24 protein-coding genes are annotated in these 25,489 nt (G+C 70.7%); 12 read left to right on the forward strand and 12 right to left on the reverse strand.

Translation table 11 applies throughout. The features are described 5' to 3' along the window. Positions 1 to 6: 6 nt before the first annotated feature. Entirely contained in the window at positions 7 to 501 is a 495-nt protein-coding gene (locus tag OG496_RS48675; RefSeq protein WP_405975473.1) for an FBP domain-containing protein, read from the reverse strand. 89 nt (positions 502 to 590) lie between these two features. Here OG496_RS48675 and OG496_RS48680 point away from each other — a divergent pair, with 89 nt between their 5' ends. Beyond that, complete coding sequence (locus tag OG496_RS48680) at positions 591 to 1,523, forward strand: DUF3626 domain-containing protein (RefSeq protein ID WP_405975474.1); 933 nt, start codon at positions 591 to 593, stop codon at positions 1,521 to 1,523. On the opposite strand, the gene OG496_RS48685 is transcribed toward OG496_RS48680, so the two are convergent. After that, positions 1,454 to 2,065, reverse strand: coding sequence for a PAS domain S-box protein (locus tag OG496_RS48685; protein WP_405976854.1), 612 nt, complete (start codon positions 2,063 to 2,065; stop codon positions 1,454 to 1,456). The two genes, OG496_RS48680 and OG496_RS48685, sit on opposite strands and share 70 nt — an antisense overlap. A gap of 92 nt (positions 2,066 to 2,157) precedes the next feature. Then, entirely contained in the window at positions 2,158 to 2,589 is a 432-nt protein-coding gene (locus OG496_RS48690; RefSeq protein ID WP_405975475.1) for a DUF6234 family protein, read from the reverse strand. 207 nt (positions 2,590 to 2,796) lie between these two features. Between OG496_RS48690 and OG496_RS48695 the strand changes: the two genes are divergently transcribed. From OG496_RS48695 to OG496_RS48710, 4 genes are all read left to right on the forward strand, one after another. Then, positions 2,797 to 5,973, forward strand: a complete 3,177-nt coding sequence (locus OG496_RS48695; protein WP_405975476.1) for a cytochrome P450 — start codon at positions 2,797 to 2,799, stop codon at positions 5,971 to 5,973. Between the two features lie 24 nt (positions 5,974 to 5,997). Beyond that, entirely contained in the window at positions 5,998 to 6,963 is a 966-nt protein-coding gene (locus OG496_RS48700) for a phosphotransferase family protein (protein ID WP_405975477.1), read from the forward strand. A gap of 66 nt (positions 6,964 to 7,029) precedes the next feature. Then, the gene (locus tag OG496_RS48705) at positions 7,030 to 8,319 is read left to right on the forward strand and encodes an ROK family protein (RefSeq protein ID WP_399389980.1); all 1,290 of its coding nucleotides are present in this window, start codon (positions 7,030 to 7,032) and stop codon (positions 8,317 to 8,319) included. A gap of 30 nt (positions 8,320 to 8,349) precedes the next feature. Then, positions 8,350 to 9,000 carry a M15 family metallopeptidase gene (locus OG496_RS48710; RefSeq protein WP_405975478.1) on the forward strand — a complete coding sequence of 217 codons (651 nt, stop codon included), beginning with the start codon at positions 8,350 to 8,352 and terminating at the stop codon, positions 8,998 to 9,000. A 14-nt stretch (positions 9,001 to 9,014) separates the two neighbouring features. Here the strand turns inward: OG496_RS48710 and OG496_RS48715 are convergent, their stop codons facing one another. Continuing rightward, entirely contained in the window at positions 9,015 to 9,980 is a 966-nt protein-coding gene (locus tag OG496_RS48715) for an SDR family NAD(P)-dependent oxidoreductase (protein ID WP_405975479.1), read from the reverse strand. A 297-nt stretch (positions 9,981 to 10,277) separates the two neighbouring features. Continuing rightward, complete coding sequence (locus OG496_RS48720; protein ID WP_405975480.1) at positions 10,278 to 11,300, reverse strand: PHP domain-containing protein; 1,023 nt, start codon at positions 11,298 to 11,300, stop codon at positions 10,278 to 10,280. An 80-nt stretch (positions 11,301 to 11,380) separates the two neighbouring features. Here OG496_RS48720 and OG496_RS48725 point away from each other — a divergent pair, with 80 nt between their 5' ends. Then, complete coding sequence (locus OG496_RS48725; RefSeq protein WP_327399413.1) at positions 11,381 to 11,617, forward strand: hypothetical protein; 237 nt, start codon at positions 11,381 to 11,383, stop codon at positions 11,615 to 11,617. A 26-nt stretch (positions 11,618 to 11,643) separates the two neighbouring features. On the opposite strand, the gene OG496_RS48730 is transcribed toward OG496_RS48725, so the two are convergent. From OG496_RS48730 to otr(A), 4 genes are all read right to left on the reverse strand, one after another. Further along, positions 11,644 to 12,885, reverse strand: coding sequence for a ricin-type beta-trefoil lectin domain protein (locus OG496_RS48730; protein ID WP_405975481.1), 1,242 nt, complete (start codon positions 12,883 to 12,885; stop codon positions 11,644 to 11,646). A gap of 153 nt (positions 12,886 to 13,038) precedes the next feature. Next, positions 13,039 to 13,635, reverse strand: a complete 597-nt coding sequence (locus tag OG496_RS48735) for a VanZ family protein (RefSeq protein ID WP_366491639.1) — start codon at positions 13,633 to 13,635, stop codon at positions 13,039 to 13,041. 40 nt (positions 13,636 to 13,675) lie between these two features. After that, positions 13,676 to 14,338: a DUF4230 domain-containing protein gene (locus OG496_RS48740; protein ID WP_399389971.1), complete on the reverse strand. Its 663-nt coding sequence runs from the start codon at positions 14,336 to 14,338 to the stop codon at positions 13,676 to 13,678. A 288-nt stretch (positions 14,339 to 14,626) separates the two neighbouring features. Beyond that, complete coding sequence (gene otr(A) / locus OG496_RS48745; RefSeq protein WP_405975482.1) at positions 14,627 to 16,486, reverse strand: tetracycline resistance ribosomal protection protein Otr(A); 1,860 nt, start codon at positions 16,484 to 16,486, stop codon at positions 14,627 to 14,629. 200 nt (positions 16,487 to 16,686) lie between these two features. Between otr(A) and OG496_RS48750 the strand changes: the two genes are divergently transcribed. Then, complete coding sequence (locus tag OG496_RS48750; protein WP_384148506.1) at positions 16,687 to 17,640, forward strand: ribose-phosphate diphosphokinase; 954 nt, start codon at positions 16,687 to 16,689, stop codon at positions 17,638 to 17,640. Between the two features lie 56 nt (positions 17,641 to 17,696). Beyond that, positions 17,697 to 18,890, forward strand: a complete 1,194-nt coding sequence (gene tuf / locus OG496_RS48755) for an elongation factor Tu (protein ID WP_366491635.1) — start codon at positions 17,697 to 17,699, stop codon at positions 18,888 to 18,890. A 16-nt stretch (positions 18,891 to 18,906) separates the two neighbouring features. On the opposite strand, the gene OG496_RS48760 is transcribed toward tuf, so the two are convergent. Both OG496_RS48760 and OG496_RS48765 read right to left on the reverse strand, forming a co-directional pair. Beyond that, on the reverse strand, positions 18,907 to 19,287 hold the full coding sequence (locus OG496_RS48760; protein ID WP_366492133.1) for an anti-sigma factor antagonist: 381 nt from the start codon (positions 19,285 to 19,287) through the stop codon (positions 18,907 to 18,909). Positions 19,288 to 19,465: 178 nt separating this feature from the next. Further along, the gene (locus OG496_RS48765) at positions 19,466 to 19,915 is read right to left on the reverse strand and encodes a MarR family winged helix-turn-helix transcriptional regulator (RefSeq protein WP_405975483.1); all 450 of its coding nucleotides are present in this window, start codon (positions 19,913 to 19,915) and stop codon (positions 19,466 to 19,468) included. A 115-nt stretch (positions 19,916 to 20,030) separates the two neighbouring features. Between OG496_RS48765 and OG496_RS48770 the strand changes: the two genes are divergently transcribed. Together OG496_RS48770 and OG496_RS48775 are read left to right on the forward strand one after the other, a co-directional pair. After that, entirely contained in the window at positions 20,031 to 21,485 is a 1,455-nt protein-coding gene (locus OG496_RS48770; RefSeq protein ID WP_405975484.1) for an aldehyde dehydrogenase family protein, read from the forward strand. Between the two features lie 25 nt (positions 21,486 to 21,510). Further along, positions 21,511 to 22,617: an NAD(P)-dependent alcohol dehydrogenase gene (locus tag OG496_RS48775; protein ID WP_405975485.1), complete on the forward strand. Its 1,107-nt coding sequence runs from the start codon at positions 21,511 to 21,513 to the stop codon at positions 22,615 to 22,617. 13 nt (positions 22,618 to 22,630) lie between these two features. Here the strand turns inward: OG496_RS48775 and OG496_RS48780 are convergent, their stop codons facing one another. Next, positions 22,631 to 23,572 (reverse strand): NADP-dependent oxidoreductase, encoded by a 942-nt coding sequence (locus tag OG496_RS48780; RefSeq protein WP_405976855.1) that lies wholly within the window; start codon positions 23,570 to 23,572, stop codon positions 22,631 to 22,633. Positions 23,573 to 23,652: 80 nt separating this feature from the next. On the opposite strand from OG496_RS48780, the gene OG496_RS48785 reads away from it, so the two are divergent. Beyond that, positions 23,653 to 24,600 carry a GlxA family transcriptional regulator gene (locus OG496_RS48785; RefSeq protein WP_405975486.1) on the forward strand — a complete coding sequence of 316 codons (948 nt, stop codon included), beginning with the start codon at positions 23,653 to 23,655 and terminating at the stop codon, positions 24,598 to 24,600. A 57-nt stretch (positions 24,601 to 24,657) separates the two neighbouring features. Then, complete coding sequence (locus OG496_RS48790) at positions 24,658 to 25,485, forward strand: hypothetical protein (RefSeq protein WP_405975487.1); 828 nt, start codon at positions 24,658 to 24,660, stop codon at positions 25,483 to 25,485. Positions 25,486 to 25,489 lie beyond the last annotated feature (4 nt).

Consider the following 25,489-nt stretch of genomic DNA (forward strand, 5'->3'; position numbering starts at 1 on the left):
CTGGCGTCAGACGTACAGCTTGTCCAGGAACGCGGTCAGATTGCCCACCGTACGGGCGATCTGCTGCTCCACAGTCAGGCTCTCCTCGATGCGGATGCCCGACTCGGGGATCTTCCTGCCGCGCACATAGAGGGAGCAGGCGAGGTCGGTGCACATGTACAGGCCGATCGAGTTGCCCTCGCGGCCCGCCGGTCCTGCCTTGCGCGCGGTCATCAGGGAGACGCCGCCGCCCGGGTGGGTCGTCACGCACAGCGAACACATGCTCCGGTGCAGAAAGCCACGCTGCGCGGACGGGAAGCGGAGCGTGACGCCGATCGGCCCGTCCGCGCGCTCGGCGACGAGGTAGCTGCGATCGGGTGCCCCGGGATCTCGCCAGCCCAGGAAGTCCAGGTCGGTCCAGGGGCGGGTGTCGAGATCGCGGGGGATCGCGAGCCGCTTGGCCTCGCCCTTCGAGCAGTTGACGAACGAGTTGCGGATGTCCTGCTCGGTGAGTGATCTCATGGGGGAGTCTCCTGGGGTAGTGCCGGTTTCCGAAACCTAGGGGGTCTAGGTTTCGGCCCAGGGTAGTGAGGCGAGCGGTGGAGGAGCCAATGGATTTCGGGGGTGTTGGTGCACGGCAGGCACGGGCACTGCGGCATGTGGCCGAGGGCTCCTCGGGCCCGCCCGTCGACCCATGTCTCCGCGTCACACTCAACTTCCACCCCGACCGTACGGCGCCAGCGACCGGCCGACCGATCCTCGACGCGCTGGCCCAAGACGGCACGTACCACTCGCAGTTCGTCACCGGCACCAGCAACGGCGGCCTCACCGCCCGTCCCGGCGGCGACCGTTGGCGCTGGGAGAGCCGGATCTTCGCCGGTGCCTACGACGAGGCGCCCGCACCCGAGCGACCGGTGTACGGCGCGCTGAACTTCCGGCGCCAAGTGGTCGGCGCCGCCCCGCGGTTCGGCTCCTCGCACTTCCGGCTGAGCGGTACGACCCTCGCCCGCGCGACCTTCTGCTACCCGGACAGCGCGGCCGAACCGACCGACTTCGGCGTCGCCACCGGCATGAACCTGATCGCGCTCGCCGAGGCCGACGAAGACGAACAGGACGCCCTGAACGACTACATCGAGACACAGGTGCACGGCGGTGTCGTCCTCGCCCGGGACACGGAGGCACTCGTCCTGGACGCGAGCTACCGAGGAACGCCGGTCGAGACCGCCGCTCGCCGCCTGCCGTGCCCTGTCGAATGGCACCCCGGATACCGGCTCACCGTGCGGGAGTTGCACCGGCACGCGGACTACCGGGGTCAGGAGTACGCCGATCTCGGCGCCCTCATCGCCGAGCGCGGTGTCATCGACCCGAGGGTCATCGGCGACGCGGCCCGCACCGGTCGCTATGAACTCCAGGACCTGAAGATGGTGTGGCACACCCTCGCCCGCTTCGGGGCGCCGGAGGGAGCGGGGACGGCCTACCGTTCGTCGGTGTCCGTGACAGGCACCGGCGGCCACACCCCCGGCGTCAGTACCCCAAGTGCATAGGCGCGGGCGACCAGTTCGGTGCGGTTCGCCGCGTCCCACCGGGCCGACAGGCGCCGTAGGTGATAGGTCACGCCGTCCGTCGTGAGGCCGGTCTCGCGGGCCGCGCGGGCCGTGGTGGCGCCGCCGGCGAGCAGCGCCAGGATGCGGGCCTCGATCGGGGTGACCTGCGCGGGGGCGTTCTCGTCGGGCCTGCCGTCGCCGGGTTCGCCCTCGCCCAGCACGCGGAGCATGACCAGCAGCGCGGGTGTCTCCTCGACCGTGTCGCTGACCGGGTCGGCCGTCAACTCCCCATGGCGTTCAATGCCGTTGGGGGCCCGCCACCGTACCGACACCTGGTAGCGCGACCGGTGCCGCAGCCGCAGCGCCTGCGCGATCCGTTCCACCTGCCCCGACTCCTGCGGCTGGAAGAGGTCGAGTACGTCCCGGCCGCGCAGCCGTCCCGGCGTCGTACCGCACTCCGCCGCCATCGCGGGGTTGGCGACCTGCACCGAGCCGTACACGTCACACACCGCGACCGGCACCGCCACCCGGTCGAAGAGCATCAGGGCGCGGTTGCGCCACACCACGCCCTCCCTGCGGGTCCAGTCCACCCGTACCTCCTGCCACGCCGTACCGCACTACACAATCATGGAGCTCAGTGGCACGTCCCACTGCCGCTGAGGCACGGCGTGTAGTGGACGGTCGGGGTGGGCGTGGGGTCCGGATGAGCGCGGTCGTAGTCCTGCTGTGAGCCCGTGAGCAGCGCGCCCAGGAGCAGGGCGAAGAGGAGGTGCGACACCAGCGTCCACGGTGCGCGGGACAGCGCCGCGACAACCGCCAGGGCGAGCACGACGTAGAGGAATATCCTCGTCCAGGCGATTTCCCCGAGCGCTGCCGCGTCGATCCTCTCCGAGTCCTCTTGCGCGGCCCAGCTCTCCATGACGTAGCTGAAAACGATCCATGCCAGGACGAAGCCTTCGGTGATGAACAGGACGACAGCGGCGATGACGTCCGAAGCTGTGGACGTCCTGCCGGACCACGGCCGTCTGCTGCGCAGCGGCGGATGTAAGGGCAATACCTGCGTCATGGGCCCACCCTGCCGGGCCGGTCGCGGGGTGCGCATGAGTACGCGCACCCAGTTCGCGCGCCCGACTAACCGGGCTGGACCGTCGACGCAAGACGCCATCCGTGCCTTTCGCTACACGATCGTGTAGTCGCGCGGCGCGGTCCGCCGGGGCGGGACGAGCACGCTGGAACGCAGTACTTCCGTACCGCGAAAGGCAGTTGTCGCGCCATGCCCCCCACCGCGCCGCACCCCCAGCCCGTCGACACGCTCCCCGGCGTGCCCGTCGTCGACATCACCGCGACCGGCCCCGGTCGCACCCCGATGCAGCAGATCATGGAGCTGATGCGCCGTCACGGACCCGTGTTCGTACGGCGGTTGCACGGGCGGGACACGCTGTTCGTCAGCGATCTGGACCTGGTGACCGACCTCGCCGACGAGCGGCGGTTCGCCAAGCACATCGGGCCCGCCCTGGAGAACGTCCGGGCCTTCGCCGCCGACGGACTCTTCACGGCGTACAACGACGAGCCCAACTGGGCCAGGGCGCACGACATCCTGATGCCCGCGTTCGCGCTCGGCTCGATGCGCACCTACCACCCCGTGATGCTGAAGGTGGCCCGCAGGCTCGTCGAGGCCTGGGACCGCGACGCCCGTGCCGGGCAGCCCGTCGACGTGCCCGACGACATGACCCGGATGACCCTCGACACCATCGGACTCGCCGGATTCGACTACGACTTCGGGTCGTTCGAGCGCGACGAGCCGCACCCCTTCGTCGAGTCCATGGTGCGCTGCCTGGAGTGGAGCATGACCCGGCTGGCGCGCGTCCCGGGCGAGGACCACTCGGCGGCCGACGCGGCCTTCCGTGCCGACGCCGACTACCTCGCCCAGGTCGTCGACGAGGTCATCGCCGCCCGCACCGGCACCGACCAGGGCGGCGCCGACGACCTCCTCGGGCTCATGCTCAGCGCCTCGCATCCGGTCGACGGCACGACGCTCGACACCGCCAACATCCGCAACCAGGTGATCACCTTCCTGATCGCGGGCCACGAGACGACGTCCGGCGCGATGTCGTTCGCGCTGTACTACCTGGCCAAGAACCCGGCCGTGCTCCAGCTCGTGCAACGCGAAGTGGACGCGCTGTGGGGCGACACGGCGGACCCGGAACCAACGTACGACGAGGTCGGCCGGCTCACCTACACGCGCCAAGTCCTCAACGAGGCACTGCGGTTGTGGCCCACCGCCGCCGCGTTCAGCCGGCACGCGCTGGAGGACACGGTGCTCGGCGGGCGCATTCCGCTCCGTGCCGGGCAGGCCGTCACCGTGATCGCGCCGATGCTGCACCGGCAGCCCGGCTGGGGCGACAACCCCGAGCTGTTCGACCCCTCGCGCTTCACGCCCAAGGCCGAGGCGACCCGTTCCGTGCACGCCTTCAAGCCGTTCGGCACCGGTGAACGCGCCTGTATCGGGCGGCAGTTCGCCCTGCACGAGGCGACCATGCTGCTCGCGATGCTCGTCCACCGCTACCGGCTGCACGACCACGCCGACTACCGGCTCACGGTGAAGGAGACCCTCACCCTCAAGCCCGACGGCTTCACGCTCACCCTCACCCCGCGCACCCCCGCCGACCGTGTGCACACTCCGCTGCCGGGTGCGATCGAGGTCCCCGCGACTCCAACGGCCGACACGGCCACCCTGCCCGCCCGCGTCCGCCCCGGCACCGGCGCCCTCTTCCTGCACGGCAGCAACTACGGCACCTGCCGCGAGTTCGCCGCCCAACTGGCCGACGAGGCAGCCGTGTTGGGGTGCTCGGTGGAAGTGGCGCCGCTGGACGCGTGCGCCGGTGGCCTGCCCACCGACCGGCCCGTCGTCATCACCTCCGCGTCCTACAACGGCCGCCCCACCGACGACGCCCTCGCCTTCGCCGCCTGGCTGGAGGAGACCCACGACCTCGGCGGCGTGACCTACGCCGTCCTCGGCGTCGGCGACCGCAACTGGGCCGCCACCTACCAGCACATGCCGACCCGCATCGACGCCCGCCTCGCCGAACTCGGCGCCACCCGCCTCACCGACCGTGCCGCAGCCGACGCCTCCGGCGATCTCACCGGCGCCGTACGGGAGTTCACGTCCCGGCTGCGCACGGCACTCCTGGAGACGTACGGCGATCCCGACGCCACGGACGTCAAACCCATGGAGGAGGTCTCTGCCTACGAGGTCCGCACCCTCACCGGCGGCCACCTGGACGCCCTCGCCGAGCGGCACGACCTCGTCCCCATGACCGTCACCGAGGCCCACGACCTGACCGCCCCCGGCCACCCGCGCCGCAAGCGCTTCGTCCGCGTCGCCCTGCCGGACGGGACCGCCTACCGCACCGCCGACCACCTCACCGTCCTGCCCGCGAACACCCCGGCCCTCGTCGACCGCGCGGCCGCGGCCCTCGGCGTCGACCTCGACACCGTCCTCGACATCCGCCCGGCCCGCCCGCGCCGCGACGGCCTCGCGGTCGATCGCCCCGTGACGGTACGTCAACTGCTTGCCCATTACGTCGAGTTGCAGGACCGTCCGACCTCCGGTCAACTGGTCGCGCTGGCCGCCGCCAACCCCTGCCCGCCCGAGCGCACCGCTCTCGCCGCCCTCACCGACGACCCACGCACCTTCGTCGAACTCGTCGAGGACCACCCGGCGTTGCGCGGTGCCCTGGACTGGCCCACGCTCCTCGAACTCCTCACCCCGCTGCGCCCCCGGCACTACTCGATCTCGTCCTCACCCGCCGTCGACCCCGGCCACGCGGACCTCATGGTCTCCCTGCTGGAGGCCCCGGCCCGCTCGGGCAGGGGCGTCTACCGGGGCACGGGCTCCGGCCACCTCAACACCGTCGCACCGGGCGACACGGTGTACGCCCGCGTCCAGCCGTGCCGCGAGGCCTTCCGGATCGACGACTCCACCCCGGTCGTGATGGTCGCGGCGGGCACCGGCCTCGCCCCCTTCCGCGGAACCGTCGCCGACCGAACGGCCGCCCTCGCCGCCGGCGCCGAACTCGCCCCGGCCCTCTGCTACTTCGGCTGTGACGCCCCCGACGCCGACTACCTCCACGCCGACGAACTCCGCGCCGCCGAGCGCGCCGGAGCCGTCTCGCTCCGCCCCGCCTTCAGCGCGGCCCCGGTGGGCGAGGTGACCTTCGTCCAGCACCGCATCGCATCCGAGGCCGACGAGGTGTGGGCCCTACTGGACGCGGGCGCCCGGGTGTTCGTCTGCGGCGACGGCTCGCGCATGGCACCGGGTGTGCGGGAGGCGTTCCGTACCCTGTACCGGGACCGCACGCCCGGCGCCGACGGCGAGGCCGCCGAGCGGTGGCTCAACACACTGATGGCGGACGGGCGTTACGTCGAGGACGTGTACGCCGCCGGCTGACCGAGAGGGAGAGGTGGGTGCACGGTGACGGACTCCTCGGAGCGAGCCCGACAGGTACTCCGCGCGGCGGGCATCCCGCCCGGCGACCTCGCCCACCTCCGCCCCCTCGGCGGCGGCACCTACAACACCGTCGAGGAACTCACCCTCACCGACGGCACCCGCTACGTCCTCAAGACCGCGCCCACCGCCCCCGGCCTGGCGCACGAGCGTCAACTCCTCATCTCCGAGGCTGACTTCTACGGCGCCGCCGCCAAGGCCGGGGTGGTGGCGCCGCGCGTCGTGGTCCTCGACGGCGACACGCTCCTGATGACGCTCTGCCCCGGCGAGCCCTGGGACGACACCCTCACGGACCCCGAAGTCACCGACCTGCGCACGGAGTTGGGCCGCCAACTCGCCCGCCTGCACGAGATCACCGGCCCCGGCTTCGGCTACCCCTCCGGCGCCCTCGGCCCCCTCGCCCCCGACTGGCGCACCGCGTTCACCACGCTCTACGACGCCGTCCTCGACGACACCCGCCGCTACGCGGCCTGGCTGCCGCTCCCCGCCGACGGCATCGCCCGCACGGCCCGGTCGGCGTACGACGCCCTGGACGAGGTCACCGTCCCCCGCGCCGTCCACTTCGACCTGTGGCAGGGCAACATCCTGGTCGACCGCACGACCGGAACGCCCCGGATCGGCGGCCTCATCGACGGCGAGCGCATGTTCTGGGGCGACCCCCTCGCCGACTTCGTCTCCCTGGCGCTGCTCGGGGACATCAGGAGGGACGAGGCGTTCCTCGCGGGCTACCGGGAGGCGGGCGGCCGGGCCGAGTTCGACCGGTCGGCCCGCCTCCGCTACGCGCTCTACCGCAGTTACCTCTACCTGATCATGCTCGCGGAGGCGGTCCCCAGGGAGTTCGGCGAGGAGGAGAACCGCTGGCGGCGGGAGAGGGTCGCCCCCGAACTGCTCGCGGCCCTCGGAGAGATCGACGAGACGGCTTCCACCACGTAGTGTGCATTCCACCACCCCTTAGTTCAGGTCGTGAATTAAGAGGGCGCAGGGTTCGGAGGGAGCCACATGGCGGGGCGGAACGGGCGTACGGTACGCGACCTCAGGCGGGCCAACCGCACGGCCGTACTGCAACGGCTGTACTTCGACGGACCCCTCAGCCGCTTCGAGCTGGGCCCGGTGACCGGGCTCAGCTCCGGCTCGGTGAGCAATGTCGTCGCGGACCTCGTCGCCGACGGTCTGGTCGAGGAGGCCGGCAGCGTCGACTCCGACGGCGGCCGCCCCCGCACCCTGCTCCAAGTCGCCCCGAACAGCGGCCACATGATCGGCGTCGACGTCGGCGAGACCCGCGTCCGCGTCGAGCTGTTCGACCTCACCCTCACCGAACTCGCCCGCGCCGAACGCCCGTTGGAGCAGCAGCGCTACGAGGTCGAGGTCATCGTCGGCCACATCCGCGACGGCATAGCCGAGGTCCTCGCCGCCGCCGACATCGCGCCGGAACAACTCCTCGGCGTCGGCATCGGCGTCCCCGGCATAGTCGAGCACACCCCGGACCACGGCGCCGTCGTGCACGGCCAGACGATCGGCTGGGACGCGGTCCCCCTCGAAGAACTGCTCCGCTCCACCTCCCAACTCCCGGACGCCGTCCCGTACTTCATCGACAACGGCGCCAAGACCCTCGGCCAGGCGGAGATGTGGTTCGGCGGCGGGCGCGGCGCGCGCAACGCGATCGTCGTCCTCTTCGGCTCCGGCGTCGGCGCCTGCCTGGTCACTCCCGAGGTGGAGCACGGGCGGGCCGTCGAGTGGGGGCATCTGACCGTACGGGTCCGCGGCCGCCGTTGCCGCTGCGGTGCCCTCGGCTGCCTGGAGGCGTACGCGGGCGCCGAGTCGCTGCTCGACCGCTGGCGCGAGCAGGGCGGACGCCCGCCCGAGGGCACCGACGAGGAGACCGCGATGACCGCGCTGCTGGTCGCCGCCTACCCGCCCGAGGGCACCGAGGCCGACCCCGTCGCACTCGCCGTCCTGGAGGAGACCGCCGAGTACCTCGGCGCCGGCCTGTCCGACCTGATCAACCTCTTCCAGCCCGAGCGCATCCTCATCGGCGGCTGGGCCGGACTCCAGCTCGGCTCCCGCTTCCTGCCCGCCGTACGCCATCACGCCATGGCCTACGCCCTGCGCCACCCCGCCGGACGCGTGACCATCGAGCTGGGCCGCCTCGGCCCCGACGCGGTCACCGTCGGCGCCGCGATCCTCCCCCTCGCCGACTTCTTCGCCCGTGGCGGCCGCCGGGCCGAACCCGAACCCGAAGGCCCCCCGCCCGCCTGGCGCACGGCGCTGGAGGAACGCGCTCCGCACTGAGCGGACGGGCGGTTGGGGGATGATCACTCCATGAGTGAGATCATCCTGATGTCCGACGCCCGGGTCGCCGCCATCCCCGTCGAGGAGTGCGGGGAGCCCCTCGTCGACGTAAGCGACGTACTGCTGGTCGACGACCGCAAGAACGACAGCGGCGCCGAACTCCACCTGCGCCAGGGCGTGTTGGACCGGCTCCTGGAAGCGGAAGCCCTGCTCCCCGACGGCCTGCGCCTGCTGTTCGTCGAGGGATACCGGCCGCCGGCCCTCCAACGCCGCTACTTCGAGGGCTACGGCGACGAGCTGCGCGCCGCCAATCCGGACTGGTCCGCCGATCGCATCCGGTCCGCCGCCAGCCGTTATGTGTCGCCGCCCGAGATCGCCCCGCACTCCGCCGGCGCGGCCGTCGACCTGACCCTCGCCGACGCCGACGGCCGCGAACTCGACATGGGTACGCCGATGAACGCCAACCCCGAGCAGAGCGACGGGGCTTGCTACACCGGCGCCGGCAACATCACCGCCGAGGCCAGGGCCAACCGCGCCGTGCTGGGCAAGGCGCTCGGCGCGGTCGGCCTGGTCAACTACCCGACGGAGTGGTGGCATTGGTCGTACGGGGACCGCTACTGGGCGCTGATGAGCGGTGCGCCCGCCGCCCTCTACGGGCCGAAGGACCTCGACCCCTCGTGAGGCTGTGCTCGGTTCTATCCGGCGAACGCGTCCACACCGGTTAGATCGGCGGACAGCTTCCACAGACGGGCCGCCTGCTCGGGGTCGGTCGCCCAGGACTGGACGCGGGTGCGGTCGTCGTCGGCGACGGCGGCCGGCTCGGCGATGTCGCAGTCCACCAGGTAGACACCGCCCATGCCGTCCAGCTGGGGCGAGGTCGCCGCCCACACCTCGGTGGCCGCGCCCTGCTCCGGGGTCTTGAAGCCCTCGGGGTTGAGCACCTTGCCCTGCTCGTCCATCCAGCCGCGCTCGATCATCTCCGCCTGGGGGATGTGGCGTTGCAGCGGCGTCAGGATGCCGCCCGGGTGGAGCGCGAAGGCGCGGACGCCCCGGTCGGCGGCGAGCTTGTCGAGGTGGACGGCGAACAGGACGTTCGCGGTCTTGGCCTGGCCGTACGCCTCCCACTTGTCGTAGCCCCGGCTCCACTGGACGTCGTCCCAGCGCATCCCGGAGAAGTGGTGGGCGCTCGACGACACCGAGACCACACGGGCGCCGCCCGGCTCGATCGCGGGCCACAGCCGGTTGACGAGGGCGAAGTGGCCGAGGTGGTTGGTCGCGAACTGCGCCTCCCAGCCGGGCCCGACCCGGGTCTCCGGGCAGGCCATGATCCCGGCGTTGTCGATCATGTAGTCGACGGTGCGGCCGGAGGCGAGGAACCGCTCGGCGAAGCCGCGCACGCTCTCCAGGTCGCCGAGGTCCAGCTCGTCCACCTCGACACCGGGCAGTCCGGCCACGGCCTCCCGGGCGACATCGGGGCGGCGGGCGGGGACGACCACCTGGGCGCCCGCCTTGGTGAGCGCGCGGGTGGCCTCCAGGCCGAGGCCGGAGTAGCCGCCGGTGACGATCGCGAGCCTGCCGCCGAGGTCGAGGTCCTCCAGGACGTCGTCGGCGGTGCTCTTCGCGTCGAATCCCGAACCGATCTTGTGCTGTGCAGTGGTCATGAAAGGAACGCTACGAATTGAAGTGCGCTCGAAGTCAAGCGAAGGGAAGCGGGCGCGCGGACCCGGACAGGGAGAAGCCCCGACCGCGACGGGGGAATCACGGCCGGGGCGGCCAAGTGGTGGGCACGGACGGCGGTCGCCTCGCGGCGAAAGGCTCCACAGGGCTTCAGCCGAACGATCTTCCCTGTGGGCGGAGGTTGAGGCCCGGGGACACTGTTCCATCCGCACCCACGGTCTGTTCAACGGCGAACCACCGGCGGGTGTTCCTGCGTAAGCCACAGCGAGCGGTGATGTGCATCACTCGCCATTGGTCCAGTCCAGTAGTGCGTCCGCCGGCCAGGTCGTCACCACCCGTTCGGCGGGCACGCCGCACTCCTCCGCCCGCGCACAGCCGTTGATCTGCCAGTCGAGCTGCCCGGGCGCGTGCGCGTCGGTGTCGACCGAGAACAGCACCCCGGCGTCGACGGCCTTCCGCAGCAGCCGCCTCGGCGGGTCCAGCCGCTCAGGGCGGCTATTGATCTCCACGGCCGTACCCGACTCGGCACACGCGGCGAACACCTCGTCCGCGTCGAAGACGGACTCCGGCCGCGCGGCACCCCCGTTCCGCCCGATCAGCAGCCGCCCGGTGCAGTGCCCGAGGATGTCCGCGTGCGGATTCCGTACGGCGGCCACCATGCGGCGGGTCATGGCGCGGGCGTCCATCCGCAGCTTGGAGTGCACGGAGACCACGACGACGTCGAGCCGTTCCAGCAGCTCCGGTTCCTGGTCCAGCGAGCCGTCGTCGAGGATGTCGCACTCGATGCCGGTCAGCAGCCGGAAGGGCGCCCAGGTCCCGTTCAGCGCCGCCACCACGTCCAGCTGCTCGCGCAGCCGCTCCGGGGACAGTCCGCGGGCCACGGTCAGCCGGGGGGAGTGGTCGGTCAGCACCGCCCACTCGTGGCCGAGCCCGGCCGCCGTACGGCCCATCTCCTCGATCGGGCTGCCGCCGTCCGACCAGTCGGAGTGGAGGTGGCAGTCGCCGCGCAGCAGGGCGCGCAGTTTTTCGCCGCCGGGGCCGAGCGGGGCGGGGGCCTCGGCCTCCAGTTGCTCCAGATAGGCGGGGACCCGCCCGTCCAGGGCCTCGCGGGCCACCTGCGCGGTCTTCGGGCCGATGCCCTTGAGGGACTCCAGCGTCCCGGCCGCGGCGCGTTCGGCGACCTCGCCCTCGGGGAGCGCCGTCAGGACCCTGGCCGCCGTACGGAAGGCGCGGACGCGGTAGGTCGGGGCCAGGGAGCGTTCCAGCAGGAAGGCGATCCGGTCCAGTGCCTGCACGGGATCCATCGAGCCTCCTCCCGCGAGGGGTCCCCGGCGGGGAACCGTGGACCACTCGCGTCCGCGTGATGCGTTCTAGGCTCTATTGCATGACCGAAATGTCCAGCCCGCACATCTCCAGCCCGCGGATCATGGTGCTCAAGGTGCAGCCCGGTACCCCGCCGTTCCGCATCGTGGAGATCGACGGGGAGATGGTCTGTGAGGCCAGAACCCTCACGGACGTCCTGCAGGTGGCGGCCGTGTGCGGCATCACGGTGCATGACCTGGACGACCCGGACGTGATCCGCTGGGTCGGCGGGGACAAACTCACCTGGATGCCGCACTAGGCACTGAACACCGGGGTTCTACGAGGTCAGCCGACCGTCCACTTCTGGTTGGCGCCGCCCGAGCAGGTCCAGATCTGCAGCGGGGTGCCGTTGGCGGAGTTGTTGCCGGTCACGTCCAGGCACTTGTTGGCCTGCGGGTTGACGATGTCGTTCGCCGAACTGACGGCCCACTGCTGTGCGGCGGAGCCGTTGCAGTCGTAGAGCTGGACCTTCGTGCCGTCCGCGGTGCCGCCGGCGTTCACGTCCAGGCACTTGCCGAGCGCGCGGATCGTGCCGTCGGAGCCGACCGTCCACTGCTGGGCGGACGAGCCGTTGCAGTCGTAGAGCTGTACGGCGGTGCCGTTGGCGGAACTCGCCCCGTTGACGTCGACGCACTTGCCGGCCAGGCCCTTGATGGCCACCCCGGTGGCCGTGTCACTCGTGGTCACCGAGACCGAGTCCACCAGCAGCTGGGCCGGGAAGGCCGTGGCGCTGTTCGGGTCGCCCGGCCAGTCGCCGCCGACCGCGAGGTTGAGGATCAGGAAGAACGGCTTGTTGAACGCCCAGGTGTTGCCGCCCACGTCTGCCGGGGTGCGGGTCTGGTAGACGACCCCGTCGACCGACCACTTGATCGAGTTGGGCGCCCAGTCGACGGCGAAGGTGTGGTAGGCGTCGGCGAAGGCCGCGCCGTTCGCCAGCGTGTAGGCGGCGCCGATCCCGTTGGCGCCGGAGTAGCCGGGGCCGTGGATGGTGCCGTGGATCGTGGAGGGCTCGAAGCCGACGTTCTCCATGACGTCGATCTCACCGGAGTTGGGCCAGCCGACCGACCCGATGTCGGTGCCGAGCATCCAGAACGCGGGCCACATGCCCTGCCCGCGCGGGATCTTCATCCGGGCCTCGACGTGCCCGTACTGCGCGCTGAACTTCCCTGAGGTGTTCATCCGCGCCGAGGTGTACTGGCACGTCCCGTACCAGCACTGGTAGTTGGCCGGATTCTCCTTCTTCGCCGTGATCACCAGATGGCCCTGGCCGTCCAGGGACGCGTTGTTGGTGCCGGACGTGTAGTACTCGCGCTCGTGGTTGTTGACGTTGTCGCCGGTCTCCTGCGTCCACTTCGAGGAGTTGACCGCCGAACCAGCGGCCCCGTCGAAGGTGTCGGAGAACGTGACGGCGTCGGCCTGGTCGGCCGACGTGGAAGCCGCCCGCGCCGGACCGATCGCGGCGGACGCGACCAGTGCGGCGGACAGGGCGGCGAAAAGACATCTGCGGAGCATGCGTGGGGAGGCCACGGCATTCCCTTCTGTACGGCGGACGTGGGGACCGACACGCCGACTGAGGTGGGGGGTGAAAGCGTCGCCTCTTGATTTAAGGGATGAGATAAGGGGAGCGTCAATACCTTGGTACGGACCAGTAGTTGAATGTTACGGACCGGTAGTCGACGGTCATGAAGTGGCCTTCGGCGCTTTGGACGCCTTCGATGCCTTTGGTGTCCTTGCTGCCTTCACGACGGGCTTCCGCGCGTGCACCGCCCGGCCCAGCCGGCGCCCCAGCAGGACCCAACCGATCAGCGCGCCCGAGGTGTTGAGGATGACGTCGTCGATGTCGAAGGCCCGCCCGGTGATCAACGCGCCCTGCGCGAACTCCACCAGGAGCATGACGGTCGCCGTCAGCAGCAGCACCTTCAGGATGCCGCGTGCCCGAGGCGCGAACACGGGCACCAGCACGCCGAAGGGGATACCGAGGACGACGTTCCCGCCGATCTGCTTGATGGCGTCCCGCATCGCCGGCTGGTCGAGATAGGCCTTCAGGGAGCGGCCCGGGTGCAGATTGGTGTGCACGAGGGCCTTGGACGCGGGGGACGGCTCCAGGGTGAGCTTGGCCAGTACGACGGCGAACCCCACCATGAGGACGAACCCGATCAGCATCGCCAACAGACGCACGGGGAGGGACATTTGGTGGCGTCCGCGGTCGGGGCGGGCCGGCTTCGGCTCGGGCTCCGTCTTCTTGGTGGTGCGCAGGCGCGGGACGGTACGGGCCATGCGGTGGGCCTCCAGCTTTCCAAGGTTCAGCAGCGCCCGGTCAGGCGCTGTACGAGATGTTCACGGTCGTGAAGCCGAGCGAGCCGAGGAGACCCTTGAGCATGCTGGTGGTGTTCGTCTCGGCACGCGTGGTCAGCCCGCTGGTCTTCGCCGCCTCGGCGATGTGCTTGGAGGCGAGCTTCTGCACGGCCTGCTCGCTGTTGGGGTTGTCGGAGAAGACGTCGCCCAGGCGGTCCAGCAGCCCGCGCTGCTTGGAGACCGTGTAGGAGTGGTCCGGGTCGAGCGCCGGCTTGCCGAGGGTCGCCTTCGGCAGCTTGATGCTGGCCGACGTGCGGTCGGCGTTGACCGTCACGTCCTGCTTCCCGAGCTTGCCGAGGTCGACATAGCCCTCCACGGTGCCCGCGCCGACGTACAGCGTGCGGGTGCCGCGGATCGCGTCGGGCAGGTACTTGGCGTTCTTCTCCAGGTCCACGACGACCTGGAAGTTGCCGGAGGCCGCGTCGTAACGGCTCATGTCCTGAATGGACTTGAGCAGCGCCGGGCCCGAGCGGTCGGTGGTCTCGGTGCCGAAGATGTCCCGCAGGCCCGGGAGCACGGCGAGCCGGAGGCCGGCGAACAGCACGGCGATCACAACGACGACGGCGGTGAGCACCTTCGCCCAGCCCGGCATGCGCCGGGGTATACGGCTGATGGAAGTCGTCATGGGGACGGCCCTCCCTTCCTCGGTATGCGCATGCCCCCCAAATGCCTTGTCAGACCGACCTGTTGGTCGAAGGGTCCATCTGACGGGGGCACGGAGGGCGCACAGGGGTGAAAAGTCACAGTTCCGGCCTGCCAGGAGTCCCGGCCGGCCGCAGACAGCATTTCCCGGCCGCTTCACCTCATGCGTCCCGTGACCTATCCGGAGCACGGTCCGTTCCGTCTCGTGACACTGGCCACGGGTGCCCCGGCCGAGCCGTCCGTTTCATGCCCCCTCGCTGGTGAACACCCCTCAGTGCGGGCGTAGTTCACGGTCCCCGGACGGCCGCGACCACCACATCCCCTCGCCGTGCGTGAGCCCGGGCAGGGCCAGTTCCACGTCCCGCACCCGGCGGGCCGGCAGCTCGCCGGTGATCAGCCAGGAGCCGACGCCGCCCGTCGTCCCCGCGAACTCGGCACGGCAGGAAGCGAGATGAGCGGTCACCGGCGCCAGCGCGTCCAGCGGGACCTCCGTCTCGAAGGTGACGTACGGCTCGTACAGCCGCGTCCGCGCGAGCGCCAGCGCCCGGCGCAGCACGATCGGGGTGAGGCCGCGGAAGTCGGCCGCCGTGCTGAGCGGGGCCGCGTAACCGGAACGGGTCAGGGTGACCCGGTAGTCCGTCACGGGCGCGCCCCGCAGCCCGCTGAGCAGGGTCGCGTGGACCGTGTCCTCGATGGCCTGGTGGAACGCGCGGGGGAGCGCGCCGAGTTCGGTCTCGTAGCCGAAGACCCCGCCGGAACCGCGCTCCGCCGGTTCGACGCGCAGCCCGATCGTCGCCCAGTAGTGGGTGTGGTCGTGCCACGGGAACTCGTCGCAGGCCTCGCCGGTCCCGGCCGGGCGTTCCAGGAATCGCACCCGGCTCGGCTCGAAGTCGGCCTCAATTCCGAAGTCCTGCACCAGAGTTGCCGCGAGGACCTCCTTCTGGACCTCCCCGTACAGGAGCAGCACGGTCGCCCCGGACGCGGCCGGCCGCGCGTGCAGCAACGGGTCCTGGTCGGCCAGCGCGAGCAGCGCAGAGCGCAGCGCCGCCGCCTGCTCGGGCCGCCGCGCCCGTACGACCGTCTCCAGCGTCGGCGGCGCGAACTGCGGTGCCCGCTCGGTGAGTTCGCCGAGCCGGTCGCCCACCCGGATGTCCTTCGGGCCGGTCAGCGCCCCGATGTTCCCGGCGGTGAGCGGCCCGGAGCGGCCGACGACCTGAAGCCGCGTGACGCGTCCGGAGACCTCGACGGTCCTGCCGTCCGCCCCGTGCCGGCGGAACGTGAGCCGCTCCTGCGGGGCCACCTCACCGTCGTAGAGCCGCAGATACGCCGTCCGTTCGCGGCCCGGGCCGGGGCGTACGGCGAACACCGTGCCCCTCGGGGTGCCTGAGCCGGTGGCCGAGGGCGGGATCAACTGGACGAGGCGGTCGACGAGTTCGGTGATTCCCTGGCCGCCGAGGGCCGAGCCGTGGAGGAGGGGGTGGATCGAGCCGTCGGCGGTGCGGGTGGCCAGGGCCTTGCGCAGGTCGTCCGGGGTGGGGTGCGGGCCGTCGACGACGGCCGCGAGGATGTCCGGGTCGACCTCGGCGAGTGCCTCGGCCAGGTCCGGGTCGGCGGGTGGGCGGGGGCGTACGCGTGCCGCCGGCGTGCCGAGGGCCGTCACGTCCGTGAGGGGTACGACGTGCGGGGTCAGCCGGCGGCGGATGTCCGTGAGGAGGTCGTCGGCGCGGGCGCCCGCCCGGTCGATCTTGTTGACGAAGACGAGCGTGGGCAGCCGTAGCCGACGCAGGGTCCGCATCAGGACGCGGGTCTGCGCCTGGACGCCCTCCACGGCGGAGAGCAGCAGGACCGCGCCGTCGAGCACCTCCAGGGCGCGCTCGACCTCCGCGATGAAGTCCGAGTGGCCCGGGGTGTCGATCAGGTTGATCTGGGTGCCGCCGGACGTGAACGCGGCGACGGCCGAGCGGATGGTGATCCCGCGCTGCCGCTCGATCGCTCCGTCGTCCGTACGGGTGTCACCCGCGTCGACGCTGCCGAGCCGGTCGATCGCGCCGTGGTCGAACAGCAGCCGCTCGGTGAGGCTGGTCTTACCGGCGTCGACGTGGGCCAGAATTCCGATGTTCAGGGTGCGCATGCGTGGTCGAGTCCTCAAGAACCGTCGTCCAGTGGGAAGGGCGGTGGATTCCGAGGAGTCGGCGCATCTGGAGCTCCTGACATGCGGGGGAGTACGGGCGCCGCCATCATGGCCCACGGGAGTGGGCGGTAGGCAACCCGTTTTCGCTTGTCAGTAGCATGAACCACGGCCGGGAATGATCATGCGAGGAGCAGCAGATCGTGCGAGACATCGCCGTGTTCAGCGGGAGTGCCCACCCCGAGTTGGCGAAGGAGGTCTGCGCACATCTCGATGTACCGCTCAGCCCCACCCGGGTCAGCCGGTTCGCCAACGACTGCCTGGAGGTACAGCTCCAGGCCAACTGCCGGGAACGGGACGTCTTCCTGATCCAGCCGCTCGTCAAGCCGGTTCAGGAGAACCTGGTCGAGCTGCTGTTGATGTGCGACGCGGCACGCGGTGCCTCCGCCGGGAGGATCACCGTCGTCATGCCGCACTACTCGTACGCCCGCTCCGACAAGAAGGACGCCCCGCGCATCTCGCTCGGCGGCCGGCTGGTCGCCGACCTGATGGTGGCGGCGGGCGCGAGCCGCGTCCTGGCCATGACCCTGCACTCGCCGCAGGTGCACGGCTTCTTCTCGGTGCCGGTCGACCATCTGCACGCCCTGCGTGAACTCGCCGCGCACTTCCGGCAGTACGACCTCTCCCGCACCACCGTCGTCTCCCCGGACCTCGGCAACGCCAAGGAGGCCGCCGCGTTCGCCCGGCTGATCGGCGCCCAGGTGGCCGCCGGCGCGAAGCAGCGGTACGCGGACGACCGGGTTGTCATCAGTTCCGTCATCGGTGACATCGCCGACCGGGACGTCATCGTCCTGGACGACGAGATCGCCAAGGGCAGCACCGTGCTCGAACTCCTGGACCGGCTGCGGGACTTGGGGCCACGCTCGATCCGGGTCGCCTGTACCCACGGCCTGTTCGCGTCGGGCGCGCTGAAGCGGATCGGGGAGCAGCCCGACGTACTGGAGATCGTCTGCACCAACACGGTGCCGGTGCCCGAGGAGGAGCGCACCGAGAAGCTGCGCATCCTCTCCATCGCCCCGGCGCTCGCCGAGGCCGTACGCCGCATTCACAACGGTGAGTCCGTCAGCGCCCTGTTCGACGCGCCGCCGAACGAATAGACATGAGGGGACGGAGCAACGCTCGGCATCAACCGAGGTGATCAGGAGGACTCGCCGTGGCGAAGGCGAAGTTCGAGCGGACCAAACCCCATGTGAACGTCGGCACCATCGGGCATATCGACCACGGCAAGACCACCCTTACAGCGGCCATCACGAAGGTGCTGCACGACCGGTTCCCCGACCTCAACCCCTTCACGCCGTTCGACCAGATCGACAAGGCGCCCGAGGAACGGCAGCGCGGCATCACCATCTCCATCGCCCATGTCGAGTACCAGACCGAGCATCGGCACTACGCGCACGTCGACTGCCCCGGGCACGCCGACTACATCAAGAACATGATCACCGGCGCCGCCCAGATGGACGGCGCGATCCTGGTCGTCGCGGCCACCGACGGACCGATGCCGCAGACCAAGGAGCATGTGCTGCTGGCCCGGCAGGTCGGGGTGCCGTACATCGTCGTCGCCCTCAACAAGACGGACATGGTCGACGACGAGGAGATCCTGGAACTGGTCGAGCTGGAGGTGCGGGAGCTGCTCACCGAGTACGAGTTCCCCGGCGACGACCTCCCGGTGGTCAAGGTGTCCGCGCTCAGGGCCCTCGAAGGGGACCCCGAGTGGACCGCCTCGGTGCTCGAACTCCTCGCCGCCGTCGACGAGTTCGTGCCCCAGCCGGTACGGGACGTGGACCGGCCGTTCCTGCTGCCGATCGAGGACGTCTTCACCATCACCGGGCGCGGTACGGTCGTCACCGGCCGGATCGAGCGCGGGGTGCTGAAGGTCAACAACGAGGTGGAGATCATCGGCATCCACCCGCAGAAGACCCGGACGACCGTCACCGGCATCGAGATGTTCCGCAAACTCCTCGACGAGGGCCGGGCCGGCGAGAACGTCGGACTGCTGCTGCGCGGGGTCAAGCGCGAAGACGTGGAGCGCGGCCAGGTCGTCATCAAGCCCGGATCGGTCACCCCGCACACGGAGTTCGAGGCCCGCGCCTACATCCTGTCCAAGGACGAGGGCGGCCGGCACACGCCCTTCTTCCACAACTACCGCCCGCAGTTCTACTTCCGCACGACCGACGTGACCGGAGTGGTGACGCTGCCGAAGGGCACCGAGATGGTCATGCCGGGCGACAACACGACCATGCACGTCGAGCTGATCCAACCCATCGCCATGGAGGAGGGGTTGAAGTTCGCGATCCGTGAGGGCGGCCGAACCGTGGGGGCCGGTCAGGTCACGAAGATCCTCAAGTAGCCATCGCCGAAAGGCCTTACAACGTGCCGGACGTGGCCTCGGGCTGCCCCAGGGCCGCCTCCAGCGTCGGCTGCGGCGGCAACAGCCGACTGAGTCCGGTGACCCGCAGGATGCGCAGCGTCAGCGGGTGGGTGCAGACGAGATGCAGCCTGCCGTCGCGCTCCAACACCCGCTGCCGTGCCCGGTACAGCAGGCGCAGCCCCGAGCAGTCGAAGAACTCGACCTGGCTGAGGTCGATCACGATCCGCGCGCGGGGCCGCCCTGTCAGCCGGTCCAGCCAGGGCAGGATCTCCATCGCCGCGGCGATGTCGATCTCCCCGCGGAACTCCAGGACCGTGAACCCACGGTCCCGGTGGATCCTCAAATGCCGGGTCAGCGGCGCGGGTTCCTGCTGCACGTCCACATCGCCTCCAACCGGCCCTCGTTGAAGCGGGGTTGAGCGTAGAAGTGCTCCCCGCCCTGCAAGTTACCCTCGATGGAGTGAATTTGAGCATGTTCGATTGACATATGTCTTCGAATCTAGCCAGAGCTTTCTGAGATGTTCGGCGCAGCCGCGCGCCGGCGCACGCCCAGGTCTACGACAGCGCGTGCCAGGCCTTGGACAGCGCCTGCCGGAACTGCTCGCCCTGATGTGCCGTGAGCTGGGCGACCATCCGATCCTCCAGCTCCTGTACCGGCCCGGCGCACCCCGTCAGCAGCTCGCGCCCCTCCTCGGTCAGCAGGATCAGCAGCTCGCGGCGATTCCGCGGATTGCGCTCCCGGCGGATCAGCCCGCGCCCCTCCAGGGAGCGCACGAGGTCGGCGATGGACTGCGCGGTGACGAAGGAGTCCCGGGCGAGCTGCGCCGCGGACAGGCCGTCGTGTCGCTCCAGGACCGTGAGCGCGGTGTACTGGAGTGCGGTGATCCCGTACGGCCTGACCAACTCGTCCAGGCGTGAGCGGACGACCAGCTCCACCTGCTTGACCATGTACAGCAGGGACGGGGGTGCCTTTGTCGCTGGGGTGCCGACCACGGATTCAGCCATGGATTCACCCTAGAGCATTGACAGGAAACCTGTCTGTAACGAGACTGCGGACCAGACGAGAAACCAACAGGAATCCTGTTGGTTGAAATCTTGGCAACGATGCTGAGGAGTGGCGATGACCGCCTTCGAGATCGAACCCGGCCGCCTGTTCGTCGGGGGCCGGTGGCGTGAGGCCGCCGACGGAGCGCGCACCGAGGTGGTCGACCCGTCCCGGGGCCGGGTCGTCACCACGGTCGCGGAGGCGGGCCCCGCCGACGTGGACGCGGCCGTCCGCGCCGCCCGCGAGGCCTTCGACAGCGGCCACTGGTCCGGGCTCAGCGGCCGCGAACGCGGCCGGATCCTGCACCGCGTCGCCGAGCTGATCCGCGAGAACGCCGACGAACTGGCCCAGTTGGAGAGCCTGGACGTAGGCAAACCCATCACCCTGTGCCACGCCGTCGACGTGACCAACGCGGCCAACGACTACGAGCACTACGCCGCCCTCGCCTTCTCCCTGGACGGCTCGACCCGCGACACCCCGCTCAACGCGCTCGCCTACACCAAGCGCGAGCCGCTCGGCGTGGTGGCCGCGATCACCCCCTTCAACTTCCCGCTGATCCTGGCCGGTTCGAAACTCGCCCCCGCTCTCGCGGGCGGCAACACCGTGGTCCACAAGCCCGCCGACGAGACCCCGCTCAGCGCCCTCTACATGGCCGGGCTGCTCCAGCGGGCCGGTGTCCCGGACGGCGTCGTCAACGTCGTCACCGGCGCCGGACCGGTCGCCGGCGAGGCACTGCTGCGGCACGCGGGCATCGACAAGATCGCCTTCACCGGCTCCACCGCCGTCGGCCGGCACGCCGCGAGCGTCGCGGGCGAGAACCTCAAGCCCGTGACCATGGAACTCGGCGGCAACGCGGCCCACCTCGTCTTCGAGGACGCCGACCTGGAGAAGGCCGTCGGCGCGGTCATCAAGGGCTTCGTCTTCAACACCGGCCAGTTCTGCATGGGCGGCCCCCGCCTGCTGGTCGCACGCCCCGTCTACAGCACCCTCCTCAACATCCTCGCCGACGCCGTCCCCGGAGTGCCGCTCGGCGACCCCCGGCTGCCCGAGACCGTCGTGGGCCCGATGGCGGGGGAGAGGCACCTGCGGAAGGTCGAGGAGTACGTCGACCTCGCCCGCAAGGAGGGCGCCCGCATCGTCTGCGGCGGCGAACGCCTCGACCTGGACGGCGGCTACTACTACAAGCCCACCGTCATCGCCGACCTCACCAACGACTCCCGGGTAGTCCAGGAGGAGATCTTCGGCCCGGTCCTCACCGTGCAGCCCTTCGACACCGAGGACGAGGCCGTCGAACTCGCCAACTCCACGCCCTACGGCCTGGCTTCGGGCATCCAGACCGGAAACCTCGGCCGCGCCCACCGCATCGCCGACCGGCTCCAGGCAGGCATCGTCTGGATCAACGACTGGGCGATGCTCGACCCCAACGTCCCCTTCGGCGGCGTCAAGGACTCCGGCTTCGGCCGCGAGTACGGCCCCGAGGGCCTCGCCGCCTACACCCGGACCAAGTCCGTCGTCGTCTCCCTCGACTGACCACGCCCACTTAGGAGTTCGTACGATGTCCACCACCACGCGCGCGGCCGTCGTCGAGTCGGGCGGCGCACCCTTCACCCTCACCGACGTCGAGCTGACCGAGCCTGGCCCGCACGAGGCACTGGTCCGGGTCGTCGCAACCGGCCTGTGCCACACGGACCTCGGCGCGGCGAGCGGCGGACTGCCCTTTCCGCTCCCCGGAGTTCTCGGTCACGAGGGCGCCGGGGTCGTCGAGGCGGTCGGCTCGGCCGTCACCGGTGTCGTACCCGGCGACCACGTCGTCCTGTCCTTCACGTCCTGCGGCGACTGCCGCAACTGCCAGGGCGGACACCCCGCCTACTGCGCGACCTGGCTTCCGCTGAACCTCATCGGCGGTCGCCGCGCGGACGGCAGCAGCACCATCAGCCGCGACGGCGAACCCCTCGGCGGGCACTTCTTCGGTCAGTCCTCGTTCGCCGAACGCGCGTTGGTCGACGAGCGCAGCCTGGTGAAGGTCGACCCGGACGTGCCGCTGGAGTCGATCGCCCCGCTGGGCTGCGGAGTTCAGACCGGCGTCGGTGCCGTCTGGAACGTCCTCAAGCCCCGGCTCGGCGACACGATCGTGGTGCTCGGTGCCGGAGCCGTCGGCCTGTCCGCGGTGATGGCCGCCGCGCTCACCCCGGCCACCCGGATCATCGCCGTCGACCGCGTCGGCGAACGCCTCTCGCTGGCAAAGGAGTTGGGGGCCACCCACACCGTCAACGCGGGCGAGGCCGACCTCGGCGAGACCCTCGCGGTACTGACCGACGGCCAGGGAGCCGACGGCGTCGTCGAGACCACCGGCAACGTCGGCGTCCTCCGCCAGGGCGCCGACGCGCTCGCCGCCCGGGGCACCCTGGTCGTCGTAGGGGCACCGCCGTTCGGCAGTGAAGTCGCCCTGGACGTCAACGGGTTGCTCCCCGGAAAGCGGATCGTGGGTCTCACCCTCGGCGACAGCGAGACGCAGAGTTTCATCCCGGCGCTGGTGCGACTGGTCAAGGAGGGGCGGCTGCCGCTGCACCGCCTGATCACCACGTATCCGTTCGCGGACATCGACCAGGCGGTGCGGGACATGAGCGCGGGCAAGGCGATCAAGCCGGTGCTCACCTTCTGACCTGTCCGGTTGGTCAGTCGACCGTCAGCACCAGCTTGCCCGCGGTGCGGCCGGTGGCGCCGAGCGCGTGTGCCTCGGCGGCATCGGCCAGCGGGAACGTCCCGGCGATCGTCGCGCGCAGCTTGCCCGCCTCGACGAGGTCCGCGATCGACTCCATGTCGGCACGGTCGGCGTCGACGAGCATCCGGACCGCCCGGACACCGAGCCGCTCGGCCTCCTCGTAGAAGTCCGGCTTGCCCATCGGCACGATGGAGACCACGATCCCGCCCGGACGCAGCACCCGCAGCGACTTGAGCGCGGTCTCACCGCCGAGCATGTCCAGGACGACGTCGACGTCCTTCACGGCCTCGGCGAAGTCGGTCTCCCGGTAGTCGATCACCTCGTCGACGCCGAGTTCGCGCAGGAAGTCGTGCTTGGCCGCGCTCGCCGTGCCGATCACATGGGCGCCGCGCGCCTTCGCGATCTGCACGGCCACATGCCCGACGCCGCCGGCCGCCGCGTGGATCAACACCCGCTGCCCGGGCTGGACTTGGGCGTTCTCCACCAGTGCCTGCCACGCGGTCAGCGAGACCAGGGGCAGCGCGCCCGCCTGGACGTGGTCGATCCCGGCCGGCTTGTGGACGAAGGCACGGGCCGGGGCGGCGACGTACTCGGCGTGCGAGCCGTGGCCCCACGGATAGGACAGCATCCCGAAGACCTCGTCGCCGGGTGCGAAACGGGCCACACCGACGCCGACGGCCTCGACGACGCCGGAGACGTCCCAGCCGAGGGTGAACGGCGGCTCGCCGAGGAAGCCGCCGGTGGCCCGGTGCTTCCAGTCGGTGGGGTTGAGCCCGGCGGCGCGGACCCGGATCAGGATCTCGTTGGCGCGCGGCGCGGGGCGCTCGACCTCGGCGACTTCGAGGACCTCGGGACCGCCGAGGGTGTGCTGGGTGATGACGCGCATGGTGTTCACAGTGCTCATGGTCAGTCAGCCTGCCGGGTCCCGCGCGACAAGGAAATGGCACGATGGCCAACCTTCGATAGAATCGTGCCATGCAGCATGTGGAACGGGTCGTGGTCCTGGCGCTCGACGGCGTCTACCCCTTCGAGCTGGGCATCCCCAGCCGGATCTTCGGCGCCGCCGACGGCCACTACGAGGTGCTGACCTGCACTGTCGACGGCCGTCCCGTACGCACCAACGCCGACTTCTCGGTCGCGGTGGAGCACGGCCCCGAGATCCTCGAAACGGCTGACACGGTCGTGGTCGCCTCCATGGCGACCCCGCGCATCCCCATCGGGCTGCCCACCGAGATCGCCGCCGCCCTCGCCCGGATCCGCCCGGACGCACGGATCGTCTCCATCTGCACGGCCGCCTTCGTGCTCGCCGCCGCCGGTCTCCTCGACGGCCGCCGCGCCACGACCCACTGGCAGGTCGTCGACAGCTTCCGGGCCTTGTATCCCCAGGTCGACCTGGACCCGGACGTGCTCTTCGTCCAGGACGGCCGGATGCTCACCTCCGCCGGCGCGGCCTCCGGAGTCGACATCTGCCTGCACATCGTGCGCACGGACCACGGCAGCGAACTCGCCAACAAGGTCGCTCGCAGCTGCGTCGTCCCGCCGTTCCGCGACGGCGGCCAGGCCCAGTACATCCAGCAGCCGGTGCCCGACTGCGGGGTCACCAGCACGGCCGCCACCCGCGACTGGGCCCTCACCCGCCTCGACGAGCCCCTCGCCCTGACCGACCTCGCCCGGCACGCCGGCATGAGCCTGCGCACCTTCGCCCGCCGCTTCAACGACGAGGTGGGCCTCAGCCCCGGCCGCTGGCTGATCCAGCAGCGGGTCGCCCGCGCCCGCGACCTCCTGGAGGCCAGCGACCTGTCGGTCGACCAGATCGCCGGCCGCGTCGGCTTCGCCACGGGCGCGTCCCTGCGGCAGCACCTGCACGCGGCGATCGGGGTCTCCCCGCAGGCGTACCGCCGTACGTTCCAGGAAGCCCGCTGAACCCCAACGTTTCGGCCCGCCCGTGCGTCGTAGGAACAAGACGCGAGGGGGAATGGCATGCGCAGAGGACTTGCAGGGGCCGCCGTGCTGGTGGCCGTGACAGCGGTGGGATGCGGCACCGCGGACGGGAACGACGTCGTGGTCGCGGGCACCCCGCCGGCCACGCCCTACGCCGGACCGCTGTACGTACCGGCCACCGGCTCCGACAAGTCGGGTGCCGCGGGCCGGGCGCTGGAGTGCGACGGCGCGATGTACGCGGGCGGCGGCGCCGAGACCTGGAGCAAGGGCGACGGCGGCAAGACCCCCGAGGGCGGCCTGCGGGCGTACTTCGACATGGAGCAGCCGGACGTGCCGCGCACGGGCTACCGCGTCGAGCGCAAGGCGGACGGTCGCGTCCTGTTCTCCTACGACGTCGACGGCCGCACGAAGGTCGCCGTCGTCGTCGCCAAGGACCGTAGCAACAGGCCGGGTTGGGGCCCGGAGACCAGCGCCTCCTGCGACCCGGCCGAACTCCCGGAGAGCTTCACCAAGGCGCACGGCTACGAGATCTGGACCGACAGGAACGGGAAACGCGTGCCGACCACAGTCGTGAGCAGTTCGGTCGGCGCCGCGCACTGCGACTGGCAGAAGGCGCACTTCCTGCAGACCGGCGAAGGTGAGAAGCGCAGGCTGTACGCCCGCGATCCGGACAGGGTGCTCCCGTCCGAGATGCTCACCGCCCCCTACGACGGTGACGTACGGATGCCCGCGAGCGCCCGTGACACCGGATATCGGTACCAGGACTGGCAGTTGTGGCTCACGCCCGACGCGTCGAAGGCCTACGTCCGCACGCCCGACGGCGTGGAGGCGTGGCCGTCGGTGAAGGACGGCCAGGCCTGTCAGTGAGCCC

Origin of the sequence: Streptomyces sp. NBC_00988 (genome assembly GCF_045162645.1) — a bacterium.
Lineage (GTDB): Bacteria > Actinomycetota > Actinomycetes > Streptomycetales > Streptomycetaceae > Streptomyces.